The sequence below is a fragment of the Paraburkholderia xenovorans genome (assembly GCF_046030735.1).
GTDB classification, from domain to species: Bacteria; Pseudomonadota; Gammaproteobacteria; order Burkholderiales; family Burkholderiaceae; genus Paraburkholderia; species Paraburkholderia xenovorans_A.
The window spans coordinates 23,241-47,539 of the sequence record NZ_JAQQBV010000032.1 but is presented as its reverse complement, the minus strand read 5'-3'; the positions used below and the strand labels follow the sequence as shown (position 1 = coordinate 47,539).

The 24,299-nt window shown below is 59.1% G+C and carries 21 protein-coding genes and 2 pseudogenes; 17 read left to right on the top strand and 6 right to left on the bottom strand.

Going from position 1 to position 24,299, the window contains the following annotated elements:
* Window positions 1-401 precede the first annotated feature (401 nt).
* Window positions 402-2,174 (bottom strand): phospholipase D-like domain-containing protein, encoded by a 1,773-nt coding sequence (locus PQQ51_RS26360; RefSeq protein WP_408499893.1) that lies wholly within the window; start codon window positions 2,172-2,174, stop codon window positions 402-404.
* 309 nt (window positions 2,175-2,483) lie between these two features.
* Here PQQ51_RS26360 and PQQ51_RS26355 point away from each other — a divergent pair, with 309 nt between their 5' ends.
* The 6 genes from PQQ51_RS26355 to PQQ51_RS26330 all read left to right on the top strand — a co-directional run bounded on the left by PQQ51_RS26355 (window position 2,484) and on the right by PQQ51_RS26330 (window position 8,983).
* Window positions 2,484-4,871 carry an ATP-binding protein gene (locus tag PQQ51_RS26355; protein ID WP_408499891.1) on the top strand — a complete coding sequence of 796 codons (2,388 nt, stop codon included), beginning with the start codon at window positions 2,484-2,486 and terminating at the stop codon, window positions 4,869-4,871.
* Window positions 4,872-4,904: 33 nt separating this feature from the next.
* Window positions 4,905-5,627, top strand: a complete 723-nt coding sequence (locus tag PQQ51_RS26350) for a methyl-accepting chemotaxis protein (RefSeq protein WP_408499890.1) — start codon at window positions 4,905-4,907, stop codon at window positions 5,625-5,627.
* Between the two features lie 9 nt (window positions 5,628-5,636).
* A complete protein-coding gene (locus tag PQQ51_RS26345; RefSeq protein WP_408499889.1) occupies window positions 5,637-6,176 on the top strand; it encodes a hypothetical protein in 540 nt (179 codons plus the stop codon).
* 20 nt (window positions 6,177-6,196) lie between these two features.
* The gene (locus PQQ51_RS26340; protein WP_408499888.1) at window positions 6,197-6,562 is read left to right on the top strand and encodes a response regulator; all 366 of its coding nucleotides are present in this window, start codon (window positions 6,197-6,199) and stop codon (window positions 6,560-6,562) included.
* 186 nt (window positions 6,563-6,748) lie between these two features.
* Window positions 6,749-7,597, top strand: coding sequence for a class II glutamine amidotransferase (locus PQQ51_RS26335; RefSeq protein WP_408499887.1), 849 nt, complete (start codon window positions 6,749-6,751; stop codon window positions 7,595-7,597).
* 213 nt (window positions 7,598-7,810) lie between these two features.
* On the top strand, window positions 7,811-8,983 hold the full coding sequence (locus PQQ51_RS26330) for a porin (RefSeq protein WP_408499886.1): 1,173 nt from the start codon (window positions 7,811-7,813) through the stop codon (window positions 8,981-8,983).
* Between the two features lie 183 nt (window positions 8,984-9,166).
* Here the strand turns inward: PQQ51_RS26330 and PQQ51_RS26325 are convergent, their stop codons facing one another.
* Window positions 9,167-9,583, bottom strand: coding sequence for a type II toxin-antitoxin system VapC family toxin (locus PQQ51_RS26325; RefSeq protein ID WP_408499885.1), 417 nt, complete (start codon window positions 9,581-9,583; stop codon window positions 9,167-9,169).
* Window positions 9,570-9,803 (bottom strand): FitA-like ribbon-helix-helix domain-containing protein, encoded by a 234-nt coding sequence (locus tag PQQ51_RS26320; RefSeq protein WP_408499954.1) that lies wholly within the window; start codon window positions 9,801-9,803, stop codon window positions 9,570-9,572. The genes PQQ51_RS26325 and PQQ51_RS26320 overlap by 14 nt, the downstream gene beginning before the upstream one ends.
* Before the next feature lie 406 nt (window positions 9,804-10,209).
* On the opposite strand from PQQ51_RS26320, the gene PQQ51_RS26315 reads away from it, so the two are divergent.
* Entirely contained in the window at window positions 10,210-10,701 is a 492-nt protein-coding gene (locus tag PQQ51_RS26315; protein ID WP_408499884.1) for a hypothetical protein, read from the top strand.
* A gap of 618 nt (window positions 10,702-11,319) precedes the next feature.
* On the top strand, window positions 11,320-12,069 hold the full coding sequence (locus tag PQQ51_RS26310; protein ID WP_408499882.1) for a winged helix-turn-helix domain-containing protein: 750 nt from the start codon (window positions 11,320-11,322) through the stop codon (window positions 12,067-12,069).
* 58 nt (window positions 12,070-12,127) lie between these two features.
* Here the strand turns inward: PQQ51_RS26310 and PQQ51_RS26305 are convergent, their stop codons facing one another.
* Both PQQ51_RS26305 and PQQ51_RS26300 read right to left on the bottom strand, forming a co-directional pair.
* Window positions 12,128-12,883: an SDR family oxidoreductase gene (locus PQQ51_RS26305; protein ID WP_408499881.1), complete on the bottom strand. Its 756-nt coding sequence runs from the start codon at window positions 12,881-12,883 to the stop codon at window positions 12,128-12,130.
* Between the two features lie 82 nt (window positions 12,884-12,965).
* The gene (locus tag PQQ51_RS26300; RefSeq protein ID WP_408499880.1) at window positions 12,966-13,928 is read right to left on the bottom strand and encodes a GlxA family transcriptional regulator; all 963 of its coding nucleotides are present in this window, start codon (window positions 13,926-13,928) and stop codon (window positions 12,966-12,968) included.
* Between the two features lie 244 nt (window positions 13,929-14,172).
* Between PQQ51_RS26300 and PQQ51_RS26295 the strand changes: the two genes are divergently transcribed.
* From PQQ51_RS26295 to PQQ51_RS26255, 9 genes and pseudogenes are all read left to right on the top strand, one after another.
* Entirely contained in the window at window positions 14,173-14,811 is a 639-nt protein-coding gene (locus tag PQQ51_RS26295) for an HD domain-containing protein (protein ID WP_408499879.1), read from the top strand.
* 97 nt (window positions 14,812-14,908) lie between these two features.
* Window positions 14,909-15,187 (top strand): YlcI/YnfO family protein, encoded by a 279-nt coding sequence (locus tag PQQ51_RS26290; protein ID WP_408499877.1) that lies wholly within the window; start codon window positions 14,909-14,911, stop codon window positions 15,185-15,187.
* Window positions 15,184-15,492, top strand: coding sequence for a type II toxin-antitoxin system RelE/ParE family toxin (locus tag PQQ51_RS26285; RefSeq protein WP_408499876.1), 309 nt, complete (start codon window positions 15,184-15,186; stop codon window positions 15,490-15,492). The genes PQQ51_RS26290 and PQQ51_RS26285 overlap by 4 nt, the downstream gene beginning before the upstream one ends.
* A 22-nt stretch (window positions 15,493-15,514) precedes the next feature.
* Window positions 15,515-15,685: pseudogene (locus PQQ51_RS26280) on the top strand (LysR family transcriptional regulator); the annotation flags it as partial.
* A gap of 33 nt (window positions 15,686-15,718) precedes the next feature.
* Window positions 15,719-16,031 (top strand): annotated as a pseudogene (locus PQQ51_RS26275) (MFS transporter); the annotation flags it as partial.
* Window positions 16,032-16,324: 293 nt separating this feature from the next.
* A complete protein-coding gene (locus PQQ51_RS26270; protein ID WP_408499875.1) occupies window positions 16,325-18,382 on the top strand; it encodes a DUF6531 domain-containing protein in 2,058 nt (685 codons plus the stop codon).
* 132 nt (window positions 18,383-18,514) lie between these two features.
* Window positions 18,515-18,766, top strand: a complete 252-nt coding sequence (locus tag PQQ51_RS26265) for a hypothetical protein (RefSeq protein ID WP_408499874.1) — start codon at window positions 18,515-18,517, stop codon at window positions 18,764-18,766.
* Between the two features lie 1,570 nt (window positions 18,767-20,336).
* Window positions 20,337-22,721: a DUF6531 domain-containing protein gene (locus PQQ51_RS26260; RefSeq protein WP_408499873.1), complete on the top strand. Its 2,385-nt coding sequence runs from the start codon at window positions 20,337-20,339 to the stop codon at window positions 22,719-22,721.
* Between the two features lie 88 nt (window positions 22,722-22,809).
* Entirely contained in the window at window positions 22,810-23,049 is a 240-nt protein-coding gene (locus tag PQQ51_RS26255) for a hypothetical protein (protein WP_408499872.1), read from the top strand.
* Window positions 23,050-23,454: 405 nt separating this feature from the next.
* On the opposite strand, the gene PQQ51_RS26250 is transcribed toward PQQ51_RS26255, so the two are convergent.
* Window positions 23,455-24,183: a GntR family transcriptional regulator gene (locus PQQ51_RS26250; protein ID WP_408499870.1), complete on the bottom strand. Its 729-nt coding sequence runs from the start codon at window positions 24,181-24,183 to the stop codon at window positions 23,455-23,457.
* Window positions 24,184-24,299: the final 116 nt, after the last annotated feature.

Here is a 24,299-nt window from a genome sequence, read left to right as displayed (position 1 = left end):
AAAGGTGAGGATTACCAGGAGGGTGAGCTAATCCAGGATCTGCTCTTTAAAGGTGAGCCGTTCCAGGAGGGTGAGCTGTTCCAGGACCTCGACCGTCGAAAGGTGAGCGATTCCAGGAGGTGAGGAAAAGCGCGCATCGACTCGCACTCATGAGAAGGTGAGGATTTCCAGGGAGTGCATCCAGCATCGATTTCCGGTGATGCGATGAGCTGGAGAAAAACTCACCGGACCATTTAGCGCGATAGAAATGCAGGCGAAAACACCCAAAGGTGAGAACATTCGGGAGAACGTGCGGTGAAAAAGTCACTACCTGTCCTCGCACTTTGATTTCAAAGGTGAGGAGATTCGGGAGCTCGACGCAACGCGAGGCGTCGAACTCCCGCCGCCCCTTACATGCAACCTCAGTCGGCGCCGTGAGCCAGCGCAATGCGGGCCTTCGCTTCGGGGCTACCATCGACGAAATACTTCTTCGCCCAATCGCCATTCGGCTGCAGCATCAGGCGCGTGGGAGTGCCGCCTTGTTTCTGCTCGATCGCAAGCGCGCGCGCCCGATAGTGTTCATACAGACGCAGAAATTCGGCGAGGTAAGTGCCGGCGATACGGCGGTCGCGAATTTCCAGCAGGTTCTCGTCGTTGAAATGCTCCGAGTTATTGCTCATGTTCGCCGATCCGGTATAGACGATCGGGTTGTCGCTTTCCGCGTCGATCACCAGAAACTTGTGGTGGATGATCACAGGCGCGTAGCTCGGCGCGTGTTCGCCTGGAAACAGCCGAAGCTCGGGTTCGAAGCCGGCGGGCACGGTCGCGGGCGAGAAGTATTCGGCGTCGATCACATCGCGCTTGTCGCGGCTGCGGTGGTAAAGCTCCATGTTGGCGAGCGCGGTTGTCGTGACGATCTGGCCATCCTGCTGGGCCGTTTGCGCGGCCTCGGCCGACTTCGCGCTGATGTGGTTCACCAGCCCGAACATCATCAGACCTTTGTCGCCCGCGGCGAAGCAGGCGTCGCGCAGCGGCGCGTCGGTCGGCATGAACAGGCAGAACACGACCGAGTGCTTCGCTTTGCCGATCGCGTCGACGATCGTATCGATTTGCAGGCGCGAGTCTTTCGGCTCTGGCGAAAAGATCGCGCGGACTTTAGCGGTGCCGACCTGAACCGTCTCCGACCAGCCATGCGAGAGCTTCGCGGTATCGGCGATGCTGGGATTCGCGGCGAGGCGCTCCGCGCGATCGCTATATAACGCGGCCAGTTCCGGCGAATCGAACAGGTGCAGCACGTTGGCCTGTTCGGTGATGCCTTCTGTGGTGAAATTTGCCGAGCCTGTCAGCACACGCGACGGCGACGCTTCATCGCTGCCGTCGTCCACGACGATGAACTTGTCGTGCATGATGTGCGTCTTGTCGCGCGGCGCGAAGCTGGCGACATCGGCGAGTTCGTCGACGGCCGGTTGATTCGGCGATGGCGCCGGCGGCTTGCCCTTCTCCCGCACTTCGTGCGAGTCGTAGACGATCGCGAGCGACGCCTTGCCGTTCTTCTTGCCGAAAGCGTCGAATGCCGGAATGGCCCACAACGGATCGGTCAGGTGATACACCGCTGCCGCCGCGCGATGCGCAGGTGTCAGCGTGAGGCCGAACACCTGCTGCAAGTCGTTGGCAAGCCACGTGCGCAGGCGCAACGCCTGCGCGGGCGGCGGCGCTTCGTCTGGCTTCAGATGCAACGCGGCCACTTTGCGCGCGAACGCTTGCGAACTCACCACCGCGCGGTTGAACCACGTGCCGACGTTCGCCTCGACATGCGCGGGCAGCGTGAGCTTGCATTCGGACTTTTGCGCGTCGAGCAGCTGCGGCGCATCCGGCGTGCCGATCACCGGATACACCATATAGCTGAACTGCTTCTCACGATCGGGTTCGTCGATACGCGCATCCCACCACATGAATTTCTGGATCGGCGCTTCGTTCGACGGCGCGTCTTTCTGCGTATCCGGCACCGCGCCCTTGAAGGTCAGGCGATTCGGAAGCCAACTGCTCGCTTCGCGGTCGTGACCGTCGGCGGCGAAAAAGCCTGGCGTGCGTTTGATCGCGAAACCGAGGAAGTCGTCGCGGTTCTTGCCGTCCGGCCAGTCAAAGGCCAGCAGCACGAGCGTGGGAGAGAGATAGCTGCGGACGGAAACGGTCATCGGTGCGCTCCACGGGATGCGGTGGAGGCTAGTTTGGCGCTGCTGTCGTGACGGTTTCGTGTCGCCCCGGTCCCCGTTCAGTCACGACGAATAAAATTTGCAGCACAAGATTAACGGCAGCGAATAAATAAACTTTAGAAAATTCGAATTAAATTCCTAAAGCATCTTTCGATTCCATTGAAGTCATCGCTTAGTAACATGCCCCCGGAATAATCCGCAGCGCTGCAAGCATCGACCAGCTTCAGCCCATACGCGCTACCCCGGTAGAGGGTAACAAGCGCACAAGGCCATACGTTCGGGGGTTTCACCATGACGATTCGTCATCGCATCACGCTATTGGTTGTCTTGATGTTCGTCGCACTATCGGCAATCGGCGGTTACGCCGTTTATCAGACGCGCGGCAGCGCAACCGAAGTGCGCAAAGTGACCGAAGGTGTCGTGCCGAGCGCGCTGGCTTCCGCCGACCTCGTCTCGCAAGTCAAAGACGTGCAGCTCGCCATCATGACGCTGGTCTACGCGCCGGACGACAACATGGTCGCCCAGGCGCAAGACGAACTGAACAAGAAAAAAGTCTCGCTCCAGCAAGCGCTCGCGTTGCAGGCGAAAGACGCCGCGAGTCATGCGCAGAAGGGTCTCGTCTCGCAGGCAAACGACAGCCTCGAGAACTACTTCTCCGCGATCGCCGAGACCGCCAAAATGAAGGCCGCCGGCAAGAACGAACTCGCGCAGGCGTACCTGTTCGCCAACGTTGCGCAGTATCGCGACGAACTCGAAGGCATCGTCGAAACGCTGCGTGTGGAGAAGAATCGCGAGAAGGACGACGCGATCACCACGCTGAACACGACGCTCTCCACCACGACGACGGCCATTGCGATCGTCACCGGGATCGCGATCATTCTGCTGACGTCGATCGGCTCGCTGCTGTACCGCCAGATCACGCGTCCGCTGAGCCGCATGCAGGCGATGATGAGCGAGATCGCGTCGAGCCAGGACTTCACGCGCCGTGTGCCGGTGGGCCGTCTCGACGAGATCGGCCATTCGATCGTCGCCTTCAACGGGATGATCGAGAAGATTCAGGAGAGCTCCGCGCAACTCAAGCAGAAAACCGCCGACATTCAGGCGATGTTGCAGAACATGCAGCAAGGCATTCTGACCGTGATCGACGGCGCGGTGATCCACTCGGAGTACTCGGCCTATCTGGAAGACATCTTCGAGACTAAGGACATTGCCGGCCGCGGCCTGATGGAGCTGGTGTTCTCGGATACCGATCTCGGCTCGGACGTGCTGTCGCAAGTCGATGCCGCCGCGCATGCGTGCCTCGGCGAAGATTGCATCAACTTCGCGTTCAATCAGCACTTGCTGGTAGGCGAAATTTCGAAGCGCATGGCCGACGGTCGCGTGAAGATTCTCGACCTGAGCTGGTCGGCGATCACCGACGAAAACGACGTGATCGTGCGTTTGATGCTGTGCGTGCGCGACGTGACCGAGCTGCGCAAACTCGCGGCCGAAGCCAGCGAACAACGCCGCCGCCTCGACATGATCGGCGAAATTCTCGCGGTCAGCGAAGAGAAGTTCCATCACTTTATCGAAAGCTCGGCGGGGTTCGTCAGCGAGAACGAGCGGATCATCCGCAAGCATTCGGAAGCTGACCATGCGGCGATTGCCGAACTGTTCCGCAATATGCACACGATCAAGGGCAACGCGCGCACGTACAACCTGCAGCATCTGACGAACGTCGTGCATGAGACGGAGCAGAGCTATCACGAACTGCGTCAGCCGGATGCCGATCGTCCGTGGGATCAGGATCACCTGATGCAGGAACTCACGCGTGTTCGCGAGGCGATCGAAAGCTATGCGCGGATCAACGAGCAGAGCCTCGGCCGTAAAGGCAAGAGCGCGCCGAATCAGGCCGGCGACGCCAGCCGCTATGTGATGGTCGAGAAGGCGCACATCCAGCAAACGCTGAGCCTGCTGGACCGGACGAATGTAAGCGAACTCCAGGCGCTGCAATCGATGCGCGACGCCATGCGCCAGAACCTGCTCGCGCTGGGCAGCGAAAGTGTGGCCGATGCGTTGTCCGGCGTGTTGAACTCGCTGCCTTCGCTTGCGCAGGAGTTGGGCAAGGAAGCGCCGCAAGTTCGTATCGACGACAACGGTTACCGTCTGCGTGGCCAGGCGGGCGGCACGTTGAACAACGTGTTCATGCACCTGCTGCGCAACTCGATCGACCACGGAATCGAAACCGCCGAGGCGCGAGGAACGCAGGGCAAGACGCCGGCCGGCACGATCGATATCGAAGTCGGTGTGGACAGCGGCGCATTGCAGATCACGCTCAGCGACGACGGCCGCGGCCTCGCGCTCGAACGGATTCGCGGCATTGCGACGGAGCGCGGCTGGATCGGCAGCGACGAATCGCCGAGCGACGAAGCCATCGCCGATTTCATTTTCCGGCCGGGCTTCTCGACCGCCGAAACGGTCACCGAAGTGTCGGGCCGCGGTGTCGGCATGGATGCGGTGCGCGATTTTCTGAAGCGCGAGCACGGCGGCATCGAGTTGCGCTTCACCGACGACAACAAGGGCGCGGCGTTCCGTCAATTCCAGACCATCGTCAGTCTGCCCGATAGCGTCGCGGTGGATACGCTCGGTGAACAGGCACGGCGCGACACCGGCGAACTGCAACTCGACGCACTGGCGTAGCACTCCGCGCGACGGACTTATGAAGGAAAGGTTGTGATTCAACAGTATGTATTGGCGGCATTGGCAGGCAGCGCGGTGACCGCGCTGCTGGCGTTGGCCGCGCACAAGGTGCAGGCCGCGAATCTGACGGCGCGCTTGCGGGCCGAATCACGCACGCAGCTCGACGCGCTCAACGCCGAGCAGGCGGAGCGCAGCAGAACGAGCGTGGAGCGTGAGCAGGTCGCGCGCGATACGGAAGCGTTGATCGCCCAGTTGCGCGACGAACTGGCGCAACAAGCCGCCGCAACCGATGAATTGCGCGCGTCGTTCAAAGCCGCCACCGACGACAAAGACCAGTGGGCCCAACAGGCGCGCCAGATCGCCGGCGAGGCCGCGCGTCTGAAGAGCCTCGGCGCGACCTTCGAGCGCTGGCACGAGCAGATGATCTCGCTGATGACGCAGAACCACGACATGCACGCGAAGAACCAGGAGTTGTCGTCGATCGTGCGGCATGTGGTGATCGTGTCGCTGAACGCGTCGATCGAAGCGGCGCGTGCGGGTCCGGCCGGTCGCGGTTTCGCGGTGGTGGCGAGCGAGGTGCGCGCGCTTGCTGCGCGCTCGGAGGAGTTGTCGAAGAGCTATCGCGACAGTCTGCATCGCAACGATCTGACGACCACGTCGACGTTTCAGGACATTCAGGCCGGCGGCAAGATGATTGCGGCGTCGCTGTCCAGCGTCGAGTCGCTGGCAAACCAGTTTCATTCGAAGCTGCATTAAGGGGCTGATGTGATCACGGCTCAGGCGAAGGACAGCTTCGAACGTATTTTCCGTAAGGCCGCGCAAGCACGTTTGCCGGTGGATTCCAGCGATATCTGCGAGATCGTGCCGCTCGCCGACGCCTGTGAAGGGTCGACCAAAGACACGCAGGTGGTAGTGCTGACCATCTCGTCGATCGTCTTCAGATTGCTGCTGATCCTTCACTTCGACGAGAACGACGGCACGCGCGGCTACTACCTGCAAGGCGACGACGAGCGTCCGTTCCAGGAAGCGTTTCTGGAAATCTGCAACTTGTGCTGTGGCGCGATGAACCAGGAATTGCTGCACTATTTCCCGGACCTCGGCATGTCGACACCCTACGTGCTGAGCGCACGCTGTCTGCCGCATCTGCATGAATTGAAGCCGGGTTTCGTGCAATCGTATGCGATCACGCTCAATGGTTCGGCGCAGCTTGCCGCGACGGTTTGCGTCTGCGCGTATGCGCCGGTCGACTTCGTCGCGGACATGAGCGCTGTCGAGGAAACCAGCGGAGAGCTGGAGCTGTTCTGAATGTTGTCATAGGAAATATCATGTCGAAAATTCTGGTGGTGGACGATTCGAGCACGGTGCGCGACGAAGTGGCCGGCTTTCTGAAGAAGAACGGTCTGGACGTCGACACGGCGGTGGACGGCAAGGACGGCCTCGCGAAACTGAAGGCCAGCCCCGGCATCCGGCTCGTGATCAGCGACGTCAACATGCCGAACATGGACGGGCTCACGATGGTCGAGAAGATTCGCGGCGAACTCGCGAACACGTCGGTCAACGTCATCATGCTGACGACGGAAAGCAGCCCGGCGATGAAGGAACGTGGCAAGGCGGCCGGCGTGAAGGGCTGGATCGTCAAGCCGTTCAAGGGCGATGCCGTGCTGGAAACGTTCCGCAAGCTGGCGAGCTGAGCCTGCCGATAACGCGGACAATCACGCGCTCAACAGCGCGTCGGTCCATGCGGTAAGCATCGCCGCGAATGGCGCCCAGCAAGGCGCTCCGCCCCAAAGGTGAGGCTTTTCGGGAGCCGCTCGCGGCTGATTTGCAAAGCACGATTCGCTATAACGACAGCGCTGGAAACACGCTAGTCTGCGAACATGTGCCAATTGCTCGCCCTCAGCTGCGCCGAACCCACCGATGTCACTTTCTCGCTGACCGGTTTCGCCGCGCGTGGCGGTCTGACCGACCATCACGTCGACGGCTGGGGCGTAGCGTTCTATGAAGACCGGGCGTGCCGCGTGTTCGTCGATGAAAAGCCGGCGTATCAATCGCCGGTCGCGGAATATCTGAAGAGCTATCCGATCAAGTCACGCAACGTCGTCGCGCATATCCGCAAGGCGACGCAGGGTGCCGCGCGGGTGGAGAACTGCCATCCGTTCATGCGCGAACTGCGTGGTCAGCAATGGGTGTTCGCGCACAACGGCGATCTGCGGCCGTTCGGCGAAATCGAGCAGAGTCCTTTTGCGCCGGTCGGCACGACTGACAGCGAAGCGGCGTTCTGCTTCATCATGAATCGCCTTTACGCGCATTTCGGCAATCAGTCGGATATCGACGACATCGACGCGGTGTTCGACGTGATCGAGCAGGCGACGCGTACGCTAAACCCCTACGGCATTTTCAATTTCGTGCTGTCGAACGGCAAAGTGCAGTTCGCGTATTGCTCGACGCGTTTGTCCTACGTGATACGGCGTTGGCCGTTTTCGAGCGCACGTCTCGTCGACGGCGATCTCAGCGTGGACTTCGCCGAGCGCGGCACGCCGGCCGATCGTACGGCGGTCATCGCCACCACGCCGCTTACCGACGAAGCCTGGACCTTCTGCGAGCCGGGCGATCTGCTGATGTTCCACAGCGGCGTGCTGATGCGGCGCGCGCATGTGCCTGTTCCCGCCGACGTCCTCGCGACATCGAAATACGCGCCTTCCGAACAGTCCGCCGTGGCGGCGTGACGTCTCGTTGTAGGGCGCTGCACGGCGCCGGGATGGCGCTTCCTCTCGTTTCCCCGCGCTTTTAACACACGGAAACGTGTCGTCATATAAGCCGACACAAAACTGTCGTTTTTATATTCTTCGAAGAATTAGTTCTTTTGCCGACAGCGGGCCGTCTCGTATCGTTTCGCCAGTTTTAAACAAATAAAACATTGATACGGGAACTCGATGAAAATGAAAAGACTTTCTCTGCTCGCAATCCCCGCAGGTCTTCTGCTCGCGGCCAACGCTCAAGCGCAAAGCAGCGTCACGCTGTACGGTATCGTCGATGCCGGCATCGCTTACGTGCACAACGCACAGGGCGCGAATGGCCTGAATCAGTCGTCGCTCGTGAAGTTCAGCAGCGGCAATATGTCCGGTAGCCGCTGGGGCCTCAAAGGCACCGAAGATCTGGGCGGCGGTCTTGCTGCTGTGTTCCAGCTCGAGAACGGCTTCAACGTCGGCACGGGCGCGCTCGGCCAGGGCTCGCGCGAGTTCGGCCGCAAAGCGGTGGTCGGTCTGTCGAGCGGCAGCTACGGTACCGTCACGCTCGGACGTCAATACGACCCGGTCGTCGATCTGGTTCAAGGTCTCACCGAAGACAACTACTTCGGCGGCACGTTCGCGTCGCCGGGTGACCTCGACAACTACGACAACAGTCTGCGCGTCAGCAACTCGATCAAGTACGTGAGCCCGCTGTTCGCCGGCTTCCAGGTCGAAGCGTTGTACGGCGTGGGCGGCGTGGCCGGGGCAACCGGCAACGGTCAGACGTACAGCTTCGGCGCGGCCTACGCGAACGGGCCGCTGTCGGTCGGCGCAGGTTATTTCTACGCGAACGGTGGCAACACCACCGTGACGAATACGAACACACGCACGTGGACGAGCACCTCCGACACGCTGTTCAACACCGTGATCAACGCGGGCTTTGCCAGCGCGAAGTCGATTCAGATCGTGCGTGTCGGCGGCCAGTATGTGATCGGCGCGGCAACGGTCGGCGTGGCTTACTCGAACACGCAGTACGCGACCGACGCGTTCTCCACGTACCGCGACACCGCGAAGTTCAACAACGGTTCGGTGTTCTTCAACTATCAGATCACCCCTGCGTTGCGCGCCGGTGTGGGCTACAACTACACGTCGCTCACCGGTCCGGCCTCGGCGCACTACAACCAGGTCAACCTGGGTGGGGATTTCGCGTTGTCGAAGCGCACCGAACTGTATGCGCTGGCGGGCTACCAGAAGGCGAGCGGCAACACGCTGAACGCGAGCGGCAAGGTCGTGGGCGCGCAAGCTTCGATCGGCAGCTTCGGCGTGAGCTCGGGCACGAACAGCCAGGAACTGGCCGTTGTGGGTATTCGCCACAAGTTCTGATTTTGCCTGCATGAACGAACCGGCCGTTGCAATGACGGCCGGTTTTGAAGGTACTCCGAACGCTTCCGGATGTGCGTAAAACACCCAAAGGTGAGGGTATTCGGGAGCTGGCTCACCATCCCTGCGATCGCGAGACGTGAACCCGTTGGCCCAGCAGCCTGGCCGACATTGGCCCACGTTTCCTTAGTCAAAGGGATTCAACAACCGGACCCCTGTTCCCGCAAAGTCATCGACGTTACGCGTCACGACGGTCAGGTCATGAATCAACGCAGTGGCCGCAATCAGTTTATCCAAAGCATGCTCCGGATGCGGGACCCGAAGCCGTCCCCATAGTTGACCGATTTCCTCGTCCACTGACAGGACGTTGTGCGCATAGTCAGCCATGATCGCCACAAGCCACGTTTCCAGGATTGTCGCCTGCTGCGCGTCACCCCTGTAGCGGATCAGTTCAACGCCACGGCGCAATTCGGCAACGGTAACCACCGACAGATAAATATTGCTGTCGTCGCGCACCGCTTGACGGAAGAACGCACGTACCCCTTTGTTCGCGCGGTCACGCTTTCGGACCTCGCTGATAACGTTCGTATCAACCAAATACACGCGGTGCCTCGCCGTCATCGACGCGCTCAAAATCCGAATCCGCGCCAACGTTCGGAATAGCCATCAACACTTCCGCAAAGCTCTTACGCTTGGGTTTTCGCAGCGCCTTTGCCAGTATTTCGCGATGCTCGGCTTCGGCGCTGCGGCCATGCGCAGCCGCCAACTCGCGCAGACTCTGAACCAAAGTGTCGTCTACATTACGTACCAAAAGATTTGCCATTGCAGTACCTCCTGTGATGTTGCTATCAATGATAGCAACCGGGTGGGGAATTGCAAGCATTGCTATCACCGAAACGGCATGCGGTTTTGAGCTGAAATTCTTCGTATATGGCATCGATTTTTCGGACGTCGCAGCTACCGGCGATCACGTGGATGATCAAATGCATTCCCACATCGCTTGTCCAAAATCGCCGCGACATGAAGCCATGAAATCAGTTTCGTTCACCTCCGCCTCCACCTCTTCGCACACGGCAGATCCGAGGCCGACTTCCCACACATCACCGACGACTCCCAAGGTCACGGTGCAGTCGACTATTCCAGCTTTGTTGGACGGCCTATCCCGGCCTCCTTCTCCAAATCGCCCCAGGCCGTCCGGGCCCAGCAATCTGTCGCGTGGGCTTGTCGGGATGGGCGAAGGCGTGCTGTTGAAGGAGGGCGCGTCCAACTCGCTGAGGAGCGCGGCCACAATGGGCCTCAACCCCTGTCTCGGCCTCGCGGTCACGTACGAAGATGGAGTGAAAAGGCAGGCGTTCCTGGCTCATATGCAGCCGGAGGCCAATCGGAGCGAAGTCGCTAACGAGTTGGCTCAGCAGATGCCCGACAACTTCAACGCAGAGATGCATGTTCACATCACGAGCGAGCGAGCAGACGATCCCCGTGTGCATGCTGATCAAGAGGCTCGGGCGGAGCAGCTAATCAGCGAAATCGCAGCGAAGTACAACTTCATCGACTTCGATGCAACAAACGTGCATCGTCACGCGGCGCATTCTTTATCGGTGAGTCTCGACCGTCTCAAGGTATCGACCCAGCCGGTGACCCAGAACTTCACCAAAGACGAACTCAATGAGATGCAGCGCCGTATGGAAGCTGATTCAAGCAAGGTGCTGTTCTATCGTTAAGGATGTGCACCGTATGCGGAAGTAGAGGACGCGGCGCCGCATATTCCGGCGATCGCGGACCAAGCAGGCATCCGCGATCGCTCGACGACGCCTCCTAAGTGCTGGTCCGCAAGCCGTAACGACTATGCGGAGCTGACTCCTAACACAGCGTCAGCCCGCACCTCATCCTGCAGACTCGACGGTTTTCGTCGGCGTCACTTACCTGGGTATGCCGATTACTCCGAACGCTCCAAAGGTGAGCGTTTTCGGGAATGGCCTGTTTGATCACCCTCCCACCCCGCCCAGCATGCCTTTGCGGCCTGCCCCCAAACGCTTGAGGTGAGACTTTTCGGGAGTATCCCGAGCGAGCTTGCACGCCTGGCCCCGGCTGCTTCGTGTCAAAGGTGAGACTTTTCGGGAGCTGGCGCGCGTGGGGAGATCGTATCGCGCGTGGGCCTATAACACGTTCTCAACTGAAAGAGTTGGGAAGAAATTGCCAACCTTATGGGCTGTTCCCCGTTTTGAGATAAGCGCCATGCGGGGAAGATGGCGACGCGGACGACAAGCGGTCAGCGGCTTCGCTATTCCTGCAAGCCATCGCCTGTCTCTGAAAACCGATCGTCTCCTGGAATCAGTTGGATGAGTCAGCATATTCTCTTTGTAGGCGCCGCCTCCGGTTTAACGGCCGTGGTGGGCGAATCTTTACGTGGGCAAGGCTGCGGCGTATCCGCACGCCCGCATTCTGCTGGCCTGAAGCATGTGATCGAGGCGGAGCGCCCGGCGCTGCTGGTGCTCGACGTGTCCGCGCCGCACGGCGACGGGCTTGCCGTCTTGCGCGACTTGCGCATGAGCGGCAACGACCTGCCGGTGATCCTGCTGTCGGCGAGCAGTAAGGCGATCGATCGCGTGATCGGTCTCGAACTCGGCGCCGACGATTACATGAGCAAGCCCGCCGATCCCGCCGAATTGCTGGCCCGCATCCGCGTGTTGTTGCGCCGGCGCGGCGCGCTCGCGCCAGGCGCGCCGGAGACGCGTCCACCGTATCGCTTCGGCCGCTGCGAGCTGAACTTTTCCGCGCGCGAATTGCGTCGCGACAACGAGCGTTTCGCGCTGCGCAGTTCCGAATTCGCGTTGCTGAAGATCTTCGTCAATCACGCGATGACGGTGCTCACGCGCGCGCAACTCAACGAGCAATTGCGCGGCAATAGTGTCGTGCATCAGGGACGCAGCCTCGATGTGTCGATCTGGCGGCTGCGTCGTCTGATCGAAATCGATCCGTCGGAGCCGCGCTATGTGCAAACGGTGTGGGGGCGCGGCTATGTGTTCGTGCCGCACGGAGAAATTGGTGCGGCCGAACGCGACGTGATGATCGCGTCCGGCGCGAGTTGAGCGGCGAGCCGCTCAAAGGTGAGATTTTTCGGGAGCGTTGAGCGGGTTCGTCAGACGCTTAGCGAGCTTGCTTCGCGACCTCGCGAATATCGGCAACCGGTGTGTCGCCGAATGCGTCGCTGAACGCGTAATCGAGCAATTGAGTGGCGCAGGCTTCGGGCGTCGAAAGCTGGTTGTTGCGCTTCAGGTCTTCGAATTTTTCGCGCATCGGGAACTGCGCTTCGCCGCTGCCGCGAATTTGCGCCTGCATGTTCGTATCGATCACGCCCGGCGCGAGGCTGCAAATGCGCAGCGCGCGATTTGCGTCGAGCGTGACGGCGCGGGCGTGATGATCGAGCGCGGCCTTGGTCGCGCAGTAGATGCTCCAGCCGGGGTACGCGTTGCGCGCCGCGCCGCTGGAAATATGCACGATGCGCCGGTCGGTCGCATCGACACTGGCGACGGCGCTCGCCAGCATCAGCGGCGTGGCCACGTTCAGGCTCACGGCGGTCGCGATGTCCGCGGCGCTTTGTCCTTCAATCGGGCCGATCGGCTGCACCATGCCCGCGTTGTTGATCAGCAGCACGCTTTGGGCACCCTTCACGAATGCGCGCAACGCATCCGTCGCCAGCCATTGCGCGACGCGCGCCGGGTCGGCCAGTTCCACTTCGATTTCTTCCAGCAGGGCCGGGAAGCGCTCGTTGAGCGTGGCATGACGCGAGCGCGACAAACCCAGTACCGCGACGTTGCGTGCCAGCAGTTGTTCGGCGAGCGCGGCGCCGAGGCCGCGGTTATGGCCGGTGACGATCGCGCGGATCGGAGAGGAAGAGGTCATGGCGTGCCCTGTGCTCGTTGACTTGAAGAGGCCGTCATTTTCTCACGCGACGCTCGCTGCCCGCAGCGGCGCCGGCATCCGCTCAGGTGGAACGGAACCGCTCGCGATACTGCATCGGCGTCGCGCCGATACGTTTTGTGAAGACGATCCGCATCCGGTCGGCGGTGCCGAAGCCGCAGTCGTAGGCAATCGCCTTCAGTGCGGCGCCGCTGCTCTCGAGCAGTTTGCGCGCCGCGTCGACACGCGCGCGTTCGACGAATTCGTGTGGCGTGATCCCGGTTTCCTGCACGAATACTCGCGCGAAATTGCGCGCGCTCATGCCGGCTACGTCCGCTAATTGCCGGACGGTGAAGCTCTCCTTGATCCGCTCCATCACGTGCGCCTGGACTTTGGCGACCGGCGACGTGTCGTCGGCGGGCGCGGTGAGATAGGGACTGAATTGCGACTGGCCGCCCTGGCGCTGCGCGAATACGACGAGCCGTTTGGCGACGGCCAGCGCGGTATGCGGGCCGTGATCTTCCGCGACCAGCGCGAGCGACAGATCGATGCCGGCTGTCACGCCGGCCGACGTTACGAGCTCGCCGTCGCGTAGATAGATGCGATCGAAATCGACGCGCGCCTTTGGGAATTGCGCCGCGAGTTGCGCCGCGTGCTGCCAGTGCGTGGTGACGTTGCGCGCGTCGAGCAGACCCGCGTGACCGAGCGCAAATGCACCGGTGCAGATCGAACCGTAACGCGCGCATTGCGAGGCGGCGCTCGCCAGCCATTCGAGCAGGCGCGAGTCCGGCGCGGCGCCCTCGGGCAACGCGGGACCGCCCGCAACTAAAGCCAGATCGAACGGGCGGCGCGCTTCGTGGAAGGTGGCGTCGGCGCTCAGCGTCATGCCGTTGGACGCGCGCAGCGGACCGGGATCGGCGCTCAGCAGCGTCACCTGATAGCGATCTTCGGGCGCGACGAAGCGGTTCGCCTCGGAGAAAACGTCGACCGGACCGGCGACGTCGAGCGCCTGCACGCCTGGAAAGATCGCGATCGCGACGGTGGGCATCGAAGGAATTCCTTGGACGGTGAACGATGAGCGATGAGCAGGGTGCCCGCGTCACGGCAGTCAACGCGGTGCGCCTGGCAGGGTTCAACGGTGCGCGGCGATTGCCCGCGAAAGCGCGCTAGCCAATACTGAACTTCATCGACGCACGGCTCGCCAGGCCGATCAAGCGCCGCGGATCAGCATACCAAACGCGCCTTTGCGTGACAAAGACGCGTGTCCTCATCACCGCAAAGGAGCACTTCACATGACGACGATTGCAGGCATCCAGATTCCCGACAGCATGATGGCGCGCGAAGCCACCCAGCTCGTGCGCGATACCGAAACCGAACTGCTGTATCACCATTCGCGCCGCGTGTTTCTGTTCGGCTCGCTCGCTGGCCAGCGCAAGCAGCTCAAGTACGACCCGGAGTTGCTGTACATCGGCGCGATGTTCCACGACATGGGGCTCGTCGCGCCGTACAGCAGCGAGCATGATCGCTTCGAGGTGGACGGCGCGAACGCCGCGCGCGATTTCCTGCAACGGCATGGCATCGGCGAGAGCGACATCGAGCAGGTGTGGAATTCGATCGCGTTGCACACCACACCGGGCATTCCGCAATATATGAAGCCGGTGGTCGCGCTGGTCACGGCGGGTGTCGAGATGGACGTGCTCGGCCTCGCGTACGACGAGTTCACCGACCATCAGCGGCACGAGGTGATTCATGCGCATCCGCGTGGCGCGCATTTCAAGGAAGGCATCATCGACGCGTTCGCGCACGGCACGATCCACAAGCCGGAGACGACCTTCGGCAACGTGAAGGCGGACGTGCTGGCGCTGAAAGACCCGCATTATCATCGCGAGAATTTTTGCACGATGATTCTTGGGTCGGCGTGGAAGGATTGAACGGACGTTTGGCCTGCCGTGCGCTGTTCGCCGTGCGCTTGCGGCGAGGACGAGATGGCGCGATAATGCATCGCAAATGCGATGCATGGAGTGAATCATGAAAAGCGCCAATTTTCCGTCGGTGCGTGTCGAGCCTGAGTTGCGAGCGGCGGCCGAAGATGTGCTGCTCGACGGCGAAAGCATTTCCAGCTTCGTCGAGCAGGCTATTCGCGACAATGTCGCGCGGCGTCTGAATCGTCGTGAATTCGTGGCGCGCGGGCTTGCGTCGCGGGAAGAGGCGAAGCAAAGCGGCGATTACGTGTCGGCCGACGATGTGGTCGCCGCTCTGCAATCCCGGCTCGACAAGGCAAAGGCGCGGGCGAAGAAGAAACGATGACGTATCAGGTTCGTTTTACGCGTGCTGCTGCCGCTGACCTCGACCGGCTATATGACTTCATCCTCGACAGAGACGAGACGGATTTCGCGTTGGCCGAGCGCGCGTTGCAAGCGATACGCGATGGGATCGCGACGCTTCGCACGTCGCCGTTCACCTGCCGCAAGGCGCAGTCGGACACGCCATTTCTGCGCGAATTGTTGATCCCGTTTGGCGGCGCGGGATATGTCGCCCTGTTCGAGATAGAAAGCAGTCAGACGATCACCGTACTAGCTGTGCGGCATCAGCTAGAGGATGATTACCACTGATCGAACTCCCGCACGCCCCGCCATGGTCATCAAAAACCTCCTGCGCAGGCGCGACCTCACCACGCTGCAACTGTTCCTCGCCGTCTACGAGGAAGGCACGCTTACGCGTGCCGCCGAGCGCGAGGCGATCGCCGTGTCTGCGGCGAGCAAGCGTCTGCTGGAACTCGAGCAGGCGGTCGGCGCGACGCTGTTCTAGCGCAACGCGCGCGGCATGACGCTCACGCCGGGTACCAACAACCCGACGGTGATCGGGCTGCTGACCGCAGTGCCTTATGTGTGTGGCGCGATTTGCATGGTGGTTCTGGGCGCTGCCGCCGAAGCGTGTCACCGGGGCAGGGGCTGCCGGCGGGATCGCGTTGATCAACACGCTTGGGCAGCTCGGAGGGATTGTCAGTCCGGTGATGGTCGGCCGAGTGCGAGACCTGACCGGCAGCACGACGCCCGCGTTGTATGTGATCGGCGCGATGAGCCTGGTTTGCGCGCTGATCGTGTTGTATGGATTGCCCGAATCACTTCGGCAGAAGGATGCGTCGCGTTGAAGTCATTTTGGATGTACACGTTGAGAAGCCGAATATCTGTCAATGGATGACAGGCACTGGATTGTTTTCGTACATCGCATGTAGGTGTGGATGGAAGTCAACGCAACGTTGTGAAAGGCCGGTGTGATTTTAGGAATTATCGGATTTTCTGTTCATTGTCGTTCCGATACGGTGCTTTGGCTTTAGCCAAGTACTAACAAATAGGGACAACATGAAAAGAAACAGGATCAGGGACTGTTCAGGTGGGATGTTGGTCCGGCTCCTGGCCGGATTCATGCAATACACTTGGCGGGATGGGCAACTATGCCTGTATCAGTGACCTCGCGCTGATCGACCAGTGGTGCAATTCAACCGAAACGCCGTCGGACGAAACCTGTCCCGTGGCAGACCCGGTGTTTCCGGCGAACGGGATTGTCACGCTTTCTGAAACTGACTTTGCAAGCGGTGACGCATCACCGCTTGTGTTCAGTCGTAGCTACCTTTCGAAGCCGTTCGATAAGGCGCAGACAGCGATGGGCGGGTACTGGGCAAGCAACTGGCAGCGACGGCTTGATCTGACCTCGGTCAATGCAGGCACGCCGAAGATCACTGCGTATCGGAATAACGGGCAGCCTCTGATATTCAAGTGGGTGAGCGGAGCGTGGGCGGTGCCGGGTACGTCGGGTCTTTCGCTCACGAAAGCTGGCGACGGATACTTTTACCTGAAGGACGAACGGCTTGGCACAACGGAAACATACTCTGCCAGCACAGGTCAGTTTCACTCCGAGACAACCCGCACGGGTATGTACCGTGAAGCTGAATATGTTGGACAACGGATTGATTCGATCGCACAGTGGCCCGTTGACCGGATAGGCCAGGCAGCATCGCGGCTGACACTGAGTCTGACATACGACAGCAATGGTCGCATCCTGAGTGTAGTGCCGCCTTCGGGTAACGCGACGCATTATGCGTACGATGCGAAAGGTAATCTTGTTTCTGTCACCGCGCCGATTGGAAAGGTTCGTCAGTACCTCTATGAGGATGCCCGCTTCCCCAACGCGATGACGGGGATCAAGGACGAATCTGGTTCGCGGATTGCAACATGGGCCTACGATTCCAGCGGACGCGCTATCTCGGTCACCCATCCCGACACGACACGTAACGTTTCGCTTAGTTATGGCACGAACGCGACCACTGTTAGCAATATGTCCGGCAATAGCACGTATTCCTTTGATGTTGGAGATACGTCTCGTCCCGGCTCAATTGTTACGCCTGGGGGCGCGGTCTCACGTACATGGGACACATCAGGGAACCTGAAGCAGACCGTTACACCGGATGGGAGTACACAGTACACGTGGGACGGCGCCAACCGGCCGACGAAAGCGATTACAACAGTTGCGGGCAGCAAGACGGTAACGACGATTGAGTACGGCGACAGTACCTCGTTGCGTCCGCATCTGGTCGCCACGCCAGGAAAAATCCGTGCGTTTGTCTACGACCAGCGCGGCAACGTCACTGGCTACGCCGAAACGGAGACGACCGATCCAACGGGCGACCAGGGGATGCAGGCCATTGGGACCGGTAATCAGTGGACAGTTGGCGCACGCTACGATCCGGCGAACCGTCTTCTGTCGGCTGCGATCACCGGCAATGGCTCGAAGCGTGAAGACTGGACCTACACATACGACGTACGGGGCAATGTCGAGTCAGTGCAGGATGCCGTATCTGGCTGGTCGATGCGGACGCTTGCCCGCAATGCTGAGAATCGCGCAACGCAGATAGCGGGTAACAGTGGTCAGGCGAGCATCGGATACGATGAGCGCGGTCGCGTGATTTCTTTTCAGTACAACGAGCCAGGAAGCGCGCTGAATGGCGGACTTGCCCGTGTTCTTCAGGTTAATTACCGGTACGGTCCAGATGGTACGGTATCCTCGCGCACAGCTCAGGTGTCAACGAATGGCGCCAGGTGGAAGCCGATCAGTGATGCTGAACTGGGTGTCTGGCTGACGAACTGGGAACTCGGGAACGACCCGGTTGCGCCACCCGCGAACCTGACAGGACTCCAGTCGGATGCTCCGGCATTCGTTCCTGACATGTGCGTCGAATGCTACATGGCCTGGAGGGCATTGCCGACACGCAAGCTGTTCGGGCATGAACTGAGCGAACCACTACCGGCATGGCGTGAAACCACCGAGTTGATGGCGAGCGATCAGGCGCAGGTTCCTCATCCAGTGCTTGTGCCGGATCTGACGAGTTCTGCGAAGCGGTCAACGCTCTACAGTACGCTTTTTGGTGGCGGGAGCGGGGATGGGGGAATGGTAAAGTGCGGTGGTCGCGAATCCCATGAGGCATGCGTGCCATGCACATTATGAAAATGATGTTGATGCATGCCGGCTGTTGGCCGGGACAAGAGGGAAGCGGAACTGGGCCCTATGCATGGAGAACGCTTTTGACAGATATCAGGAATGTAGGGGTTATTAATGCGTAAACGTCCACCATATTCAATGGTTGTCACCTACGTCGAAGATCCACAACAATTGATTATGCAAATGGTCGAGTCAGCCAGCGTGGCTCCACTTTTGGCGGAATGTATAGAGGTCCCCTTCTTCGTGGACGACCAAGAGTTCGAATTCGACGATGAATTAGCACGACAGCTCGGCGTTGCAATGCTCAACGTGATCGCAGAGGGACGCCCGGAGGTCAAAAGGCGTTTAAACGTCACGCAGCACCCCATTGACGAGCCACCAGAGGAGTGACTGGCCAAGGCGCCTGGTGCTGCGACCGTCGCATTTCTGGTCGCAGCACCGAGTAGCCCGCTAGTTCTACGAGCCAAGTCAGCCTTTAGGCGGTCTTCTCTTCACGGCTCCCCCGCAGAATCGGCAGCGTGACCCGCAAAAAATCATGGGGTGTGATTTATGACATTGAGTTTCCGGCCAGGCATGAGCGCCTGCGCCTTTATCACGGACGGGCTTTACCGGTATCTGAAGGAATCGCGGGGAGCAACCTGTCGAGCTGGTTCTTCATCCCGACCACAAGCGCATGCTGTGTGATGAACTGCACGTGCGACGCTCGGGCATTCATTACGACGGGTGCGAATTCAATGGCGTCCCGGTGCTTGAAGACCCGTGCTGCCATACGCCCTGGCTGGTCACGGAAGACGGGCAGCGCTGGGAGCTGTAGCCCTATCATCGCGCGGCGTGGGGAATATTCCTGGCGTTCCCCATCGTGTGTGCGCCGCAGCACGCACAACCAGTCCGTCAGCTTCCTGCTTTAACAAGTGACTTGTAGAATCGGCGCCCGAATCGCCGTTAGCTTGAACGCTTTACAAAACACATGTCTAATATGTCGGCCCTTTCCCGTTGAGGGGAAAGGCAGTTTCCCCGCGCCGCAGCGTGTGGGGAAACGTGGGGGAACGATGTTTGGCGGCCAGCGGGGAATGCTCAATTTCCCCTCACATGGCCCGCAAAGCCTTGTGGCGTGGCGTTGAGCGCTGTGGGGGAAGACTTATCCACGGAGTTGCAAACAATTTCTGTGGAGAACTTGGCCGGGACGCGCCTGCTAACGTTGTCGATAAATGCACCGTTCGACATTCCACACTCAGATGACCATAAACCTTCGTTCTTCCAGTTGATACGATGACGAATGAAAACCATTGAAGTCGTCATACGCAATGTTCCCCGCCAAAGACCGATGCGTCGGATTTTTCTTCAGGATTTTTCACCACGTGCCTATCTCGTATTGATTTCGTTAACCTGATGATTGTTAAGTGATCAATTAGCAGGTTTGGCAGCTGACGCTGCGTCGCTGGGAACGAGTTGCGCAGGTTATGAAAAATTACCTTGGTCACTACACGGGGATCTACCGGATAGGTTGCGGACATGGCGGGCCAAGTGGCATTACGTTGATGACAGGAGCCGCACGCTCTGGCGTTACACGACGGCGGAACTCGTGAAAGGCGGGCAGCAGATTCGCAGGCAGACTGATCTCGCGGCCGCGTAGCTCAAGCAGACCGATTGGGGCCACGTTCTAATTACTGCCGTCGAGGGCGTCGCGACCTTCACTTGTCGATCAATTGCTTACTCCGTTTTCATGCGCTTGTTCCTTGTGTCCTTCAGTCTTTCGGCACATTGCTAATCCGCAATGTCATCTTCACGTTTGGCAATTTCTGACAGACGAGTGCACGTTGACATACCTGGCTCGTCAGTTTCGATCGACCGATGTGGTCACAAAGTAAAAAAGACTACGCTTTTAGGAGTTGTCGGATATCGATCGATCGCGATCTCATGAAAAGTTGGCGTGCCCGTCAACCAGATGAGAAAGAAAAGTATGAAAGCGTGGAAGCGTTTTAGTCGATATCTAAGAAAAATCAGCTGCCTATTTTTGATGTCCGGACTATTGGCTTCTGCTACTTACACTCATTCGGCGACAGAAGACCAATGCATGCTCTTGTTCCAAAAGTCATCAGGAATTCCGGGTACTCCTGAATGTGCATTACAGACTGGCGGTACCATGCCCATGAACGACGGTCCGGATGATCCCTTCAACTATTTGAATTACTACAACTGCGGAGCCTGGATACCGGACTATTGCGCTGGCGCGGCAGGCGGTACCCCGTCCGACGCGACCTGTCCAGTAAATGACCCAGTATTTGCCGCTAGCGGTGTTGTCACAACGACTGAGAATGACTTTGTCAGCGGCGACGAGATTCCCCTTGTGTTCGCGCGCACTTACCGTTCCGTACCATACCCATTAAATACGAAGGCTGTTGGTTCGAACTGGGTGCATAACTGGCAGCGCAAGCTCGATATCGTTGGTGCCGGGGTCAGTGTCGTGAAGGTCAATGCTTACCGGGCAAACGGAGAGCCCATTACCTTTAGCCTGACGAACGGCACATGGCGCACCTCGGTCTTCAGTGGCTTAACACTCACGCACAATGGAGCGGATTGGTTGCTTACCGATCTCGTGACGGAAATGGTGGAAACATATTCCGCGCAGGGCGTCTTGTTGGCAGAGACAACCAAAACCGGGTTCGTCAGAACGTTAACTTACGATGGGTCGGGGCGGCTTTCTATTCTCACCCAGCATGGTCCCGGAACCAAGACTGCGCACGACCTGATCCTTCGACTCGAATATGACACGGCCGGTCGGCTTGCGCGATTAGTGGATCCTGTGGGCAGGATCACGCAATATAAGTACGGTCTATGGGGCAATCTGACTTCCGTCACATGGCCGGACGGGAACGTACGGCAATACGTGTACACAGACGCTTATTCAAAACGTGCGCTGACCGGCGTTGTCGACGAAACCGGCTTGCGCGTTGCAACTTGGACATACCATCTACAGGGCCGGGCGACTGCGGTCAGTCATCCCGACACGACGCGAAACGTGCAGTTCGCATACGGATCAGAGGGCACTTCAGTCACGGATAGCAATGGAACACGGACGCTTTCTTTTTTGATCATAGCGGGGGCATTGCGCCCAACGGGCAGCCTCGGATCACTGCCGAGTGCTTTGATATGGGATGCCTCGGGTGATCTTTTGGGGACGACTGCACTGACGCGCAAAGCTGATTACCTATATGACGCCACCGGGCGCCCCGTCAAAGCAACGGTTACAACCTCCACCGGAGTTTCGGTTATATCCGTGCAGTATGCAGATGCAATAAGCCTCCATCCGGCAACCGTTGCCATGCCGGGGAAGTTGATGTCATTCGTATATGACACCAAGGGAAACGTCACTGGTTATAACGAACGAATCACAAACGATTCTACGGGCGAGGCGGGGTTTGACGCGACTTGGGATGGAAGGCAGCAACAATCCATTGGTGCTCGCTATGACCAATTTAATCGCTTGGCAGAGGCGATAACGTACGTCAACAATGTCAAGGTCGCGGACTGGGTGTACTTCTACGACTTCACAGGTAATCTCAACACAGCGCAGAACCTCATTTCCAATTGGTTGTTCGGCGACCAGGATCGGGATGCAGCGCACCGAGTCACGTGGCAAACCGGTAACTATCGCGAAACGCAGATTGCGTATGACGTGAGGGGGCGGGTAAGTCGCTTCGCGTATGACGAGCGGCCGATATGGTCAATTGGCAGGGAGCGGCGTCTGTTGACCGTTGATTACCGCTACTCGGCCGATGGAAAAATAGTGTCCCGCGATGCCTCGGTCGCAACCAATGGTGCCCTGGCGACTGCGATCAGCAGTGACGACACCGACAAGTGGCTTGATAACTATCAGTCGGGTGTTGATCCTGTCGGACCTCCCGCTAGCCCTCTTGGCTGGGCAAGATCGCTTGCTTCGGATGCATCCGTGAGTGTCGGCGCCGTTTGTCCGGAATGCGGCTTTATTCAGGCACGCCCGGCGTGGTCGCTGTTCATGCGTGATCTTTATATCGATGCGAGGACCGGGAAGCCGGTCACGGATGATCCCATCGAGATTCAGATTGCGGCGCAGAATCAATTACCGTTTCCTGTATTGACTCCGAACCTGTCGCAGCGGAGTGCGCTATACGCGAAGCTGTTTGCGACCGATGCGGTCCAATCGTCCGGATTTATAAAATGCAAGGACGACTCTGATTGCGGGGCCATCAGAACGGTGTGCCGGAGAAAATGTTCAAGCACCGTGCTACCTAGCGGCGACAGCGGATACAGATTCTGGAATTGTGTTAACGATTGTGCTGAACTCAGCGGGTGTCCGAGAATTTAGCGCAACATGTAAGTGTTCACAATTTTGACGAGCAAGTTGCGCTGCCACTGAAATTCGGAATTGATCTATTGAGAAGGAGTAGAAAGTCATGTTTCAAGAAAAAACATCGGCAGTCGAAGTAAGTCGCCGGATGCTGAAGATAAACGAGGCGTTGGATGAGGCGATTTGTTTTGTTCAGAATCATTGCTCAAGTGAGGAGCTGGAAAATTTCAAAATTGCCGCGGGAGAGATCATGTACACGGTGTTTGAGCAGACACTTATTCCGATATACAAGCAACACCCAGACTTGGTACCAGAAGGACAAAGAGTGAGTGGAATCACTGACTAACTTCCACTCCATCACGCGGGGCAAGTTTGTCAGGCGGGTTCATCCGGTGCTGAAAAAGGGCGAACGGTATCGAGGCAGCTTGTGCGGGCAGTTATGTCGATGTTGAATCGCCTTTGATCAAGGATGCCCATAGATGAGCCCCGCGCAAATATTCCCACAGGGTCAAGTACTTGGCCCGCTTGTGCGGCGCTTGTACGCAGGATCGAGAAAATGATCGAAAACTCGGAAACCGCCGCAGATGTCATTGCGCGTCTGTATAACGCGAACAAATCTGTCAATGACGCCCCTGCTACGCAAAGGCGCCCTGAATCGCCGCTGCCTACGAACAACCCGCCGCCAAATACCGCCGCCGCATCAACCACTTACCCGCGCTATGCCAAACTTATCCACACCCTTGCCAACATTTTAAGTGGACAACTTCCCGCCCCCGGCCATCTCCTCGCGCGACTGCACCTGCAAAACCGCATCCCGCTTTTCCAGCAAATGCTGCCGCAAGATCGCGCTCAACTTCTTCCCGTCCCGCGCCTCGAGTGCCTTCAGCATTTCGTCGTGGTCATGAATCGCCCGATCCCATTTCGGCGTCTGAAAATTCGAGCGAAATCGCAACGCCTGCAAGCGCCGGTTCACCGCGATATAGGTCTGCCGCAGCGCCGAGTTTCTCGCCGCCTCATTGATCTTGTCGTGAATCGCCTGATTGCGGCTGTAGTACCCCGCCAGATCGTTCTGCGTGCGGCACGCGAGCATCGCGTAATGCAGTGCCTTGATCTCGGCCAACTCCGCCGCCGTCATCCGCTCGGCCGCCAGTTCGCCTGAGAAAGCTTCAAGGCCGCTCATCAATTCGAAGGTCTCGCGCAACTCCGCTTCCGACATTTTCGACACCGACGCGCCACGGTTCGGCGAAATCTCGATCAGCCCTTCGGCTGCCAGCACCTTCAGCGCCTCGCGCAGTGGCGTGCGCGAAATCCCAAGCGTCTCGCACAACTCGCGCTCGTTCAGTTTCTTGCCCGGCTCCAGCACGCCTTCGACGATAAAGCGCCGGATGTGCTCCACCACCGTGTCATGCAGACGCTGCCGCTCGACCTTCGGCATCAGCGGGGAAGCGGTCACACCTGAATCGAAATCCGAATTTTGCATACAAAAACCCCTCACCCTCTCTGTTGGTTGAGATTTTATCGGAAGCGGAAATATTAAGTAACGCGCGGGTAAACACCGGCGATTTTCGCCTTGGGACCGTCACAGATCGTCTGATA

What these genes read in the sequence shown, in the direction of transcription:
- PQQ51_RS26360 (WP_408499893.1), bottom strand. Translation starts at nt 2,174, where the DNA reads ATGACCGTTTCCGTCCGCAGCTATCTCTCTCCCACGCTCGTGCTGCTG.
- PQQ51_RS26355 (WP_408499891.1), top strand. Translation starts at nt 2,484, where the DNA reads ATGACGATTCGTCATCGCATCACGCTATTGGTTGTCTTGATGTTCGTC.
- PQQ51_RS26340 (WP_408499888.1), top strand. Translation starts at nt 6,197, where the DNA reads ATGTCGAAAATTCTGGTGGTGGACGATTCGAGCACGGTGCGCGACGAA.
- PQQ51_RS26335 (WP_408499887.1), top strand. Translation starts at nt 6,749, where the DNA reads ATGTGCCAATTGCTCGCCCTCAGCTGCGCCGAACCCACCGATGTCACT.
- PQQ51_RS26330 (WP_408499886.1), top strand. Translation starts at nt 7,811, where the DNA reads ATGAAAAGACTTTCTCTGCTCGCAATCCCCGCAGGTCTTCTGCTCGCG.
- PQQ51_RS26320 (WP_408499954.1), bottom strand. Translation starts at nt 9,803, where the DNA reads ATGGCAAATCTTTTGGTACGTAATGTAGACGACACTTTGGTTCAGAGT.
- PQQ51_RS26315 (WP_408499884.1), top strand. Translation starts at nt 10,210, where the DNA reads ATGGGCGAAGGCGTGCTGTTGAAGGAGGGCGCGTCCAACTCGCTGAGG.
- PQQ51_RS26310 (WP_408499882.1), top strand. Translation starts at nt 11,320, where the DNA reads ATGAGTCAGCATATTCTCTTTGTAGGCGCCGCCTCCGGTTTAACGGCC.
- PQQ51_RS26305 (WP_408499881.1), bottom strand. Translation starts at nt 12,883, where the DNA reads ATGACCTCTTCCTCTCCGATCCGCGCGATCGTCACCGGCCATAACCGC.
- PQQ51_RS26300 (WP_408499880.1), bottom strand. Translation starts at nt 13,928, where the DNA reads ATGCCCACCGTCGCGATCGCGATCTTTCCAGGCGTGCAGGCGCTCGAC.
- PQQ51_RS26295 (WP_408499879.1), top strand. Translation starts at nt 14,173, where the DNA reads ATGACGACGATTGCAGGCATCCAGATTCCCGACAGCATGATGGCGCGC.
- PQQ51_RS26290 (WP_408499877.1), top strand. Translation starts at nt 14,909, where the DNA reads ATGAAAAGCGCCAATTTTCCGTCGGTGCGTGTCGAGCCTGAGTTGCGA.
- PQQ51_RS26285 (WP_408499876.1), top strand. Translation starts at nt 15,184, where the DNA reads ATGACGTATCAGGTTCGTTTTACGCGTGCTGCTGCCGCTGACCTCGAC.
- PQQ51_RS26270 (WP_408499875.1), top strand. Translation starts at nt 16,325, where the DNA reads ATGGGCAACTATGCCTGTATCAGTGACCTCGCGCTGATCGACCAGTGG.
- PQQ51_RS26265 (WP_408499874.1), top strand. Translation starts at nt 18,515, where the DNA reads ATGGTTGTCACCTACGTCGAAGATCCACAACAATTGATTATGCAAATG.
- PQQ51_RS26260 (WP_408499873.1), top strand. Translation starts at nt 20,337, where the DNA reads ATGAAAGCGTGGAAGCGTTTTAGTCGATATCTAAGAAAAATCAGCTGC.
- PQQ51_RS26255 (WP_408499872.1), top strand. Translation starts at nt 22,810, where the DNA reads ATGTTTCAAGAAAAAACATCGGCAGTCGAAGTAAGTCGCCGGATGCTG.
- PQQ51_RS26250 (WP_408499870.1), bottom strand. Translation starts at nt 24,183, where the DNA reads ATGCAAAATTCGGATTTCGATTCAGGTGTGACCGCTTCCCCGCTGATG.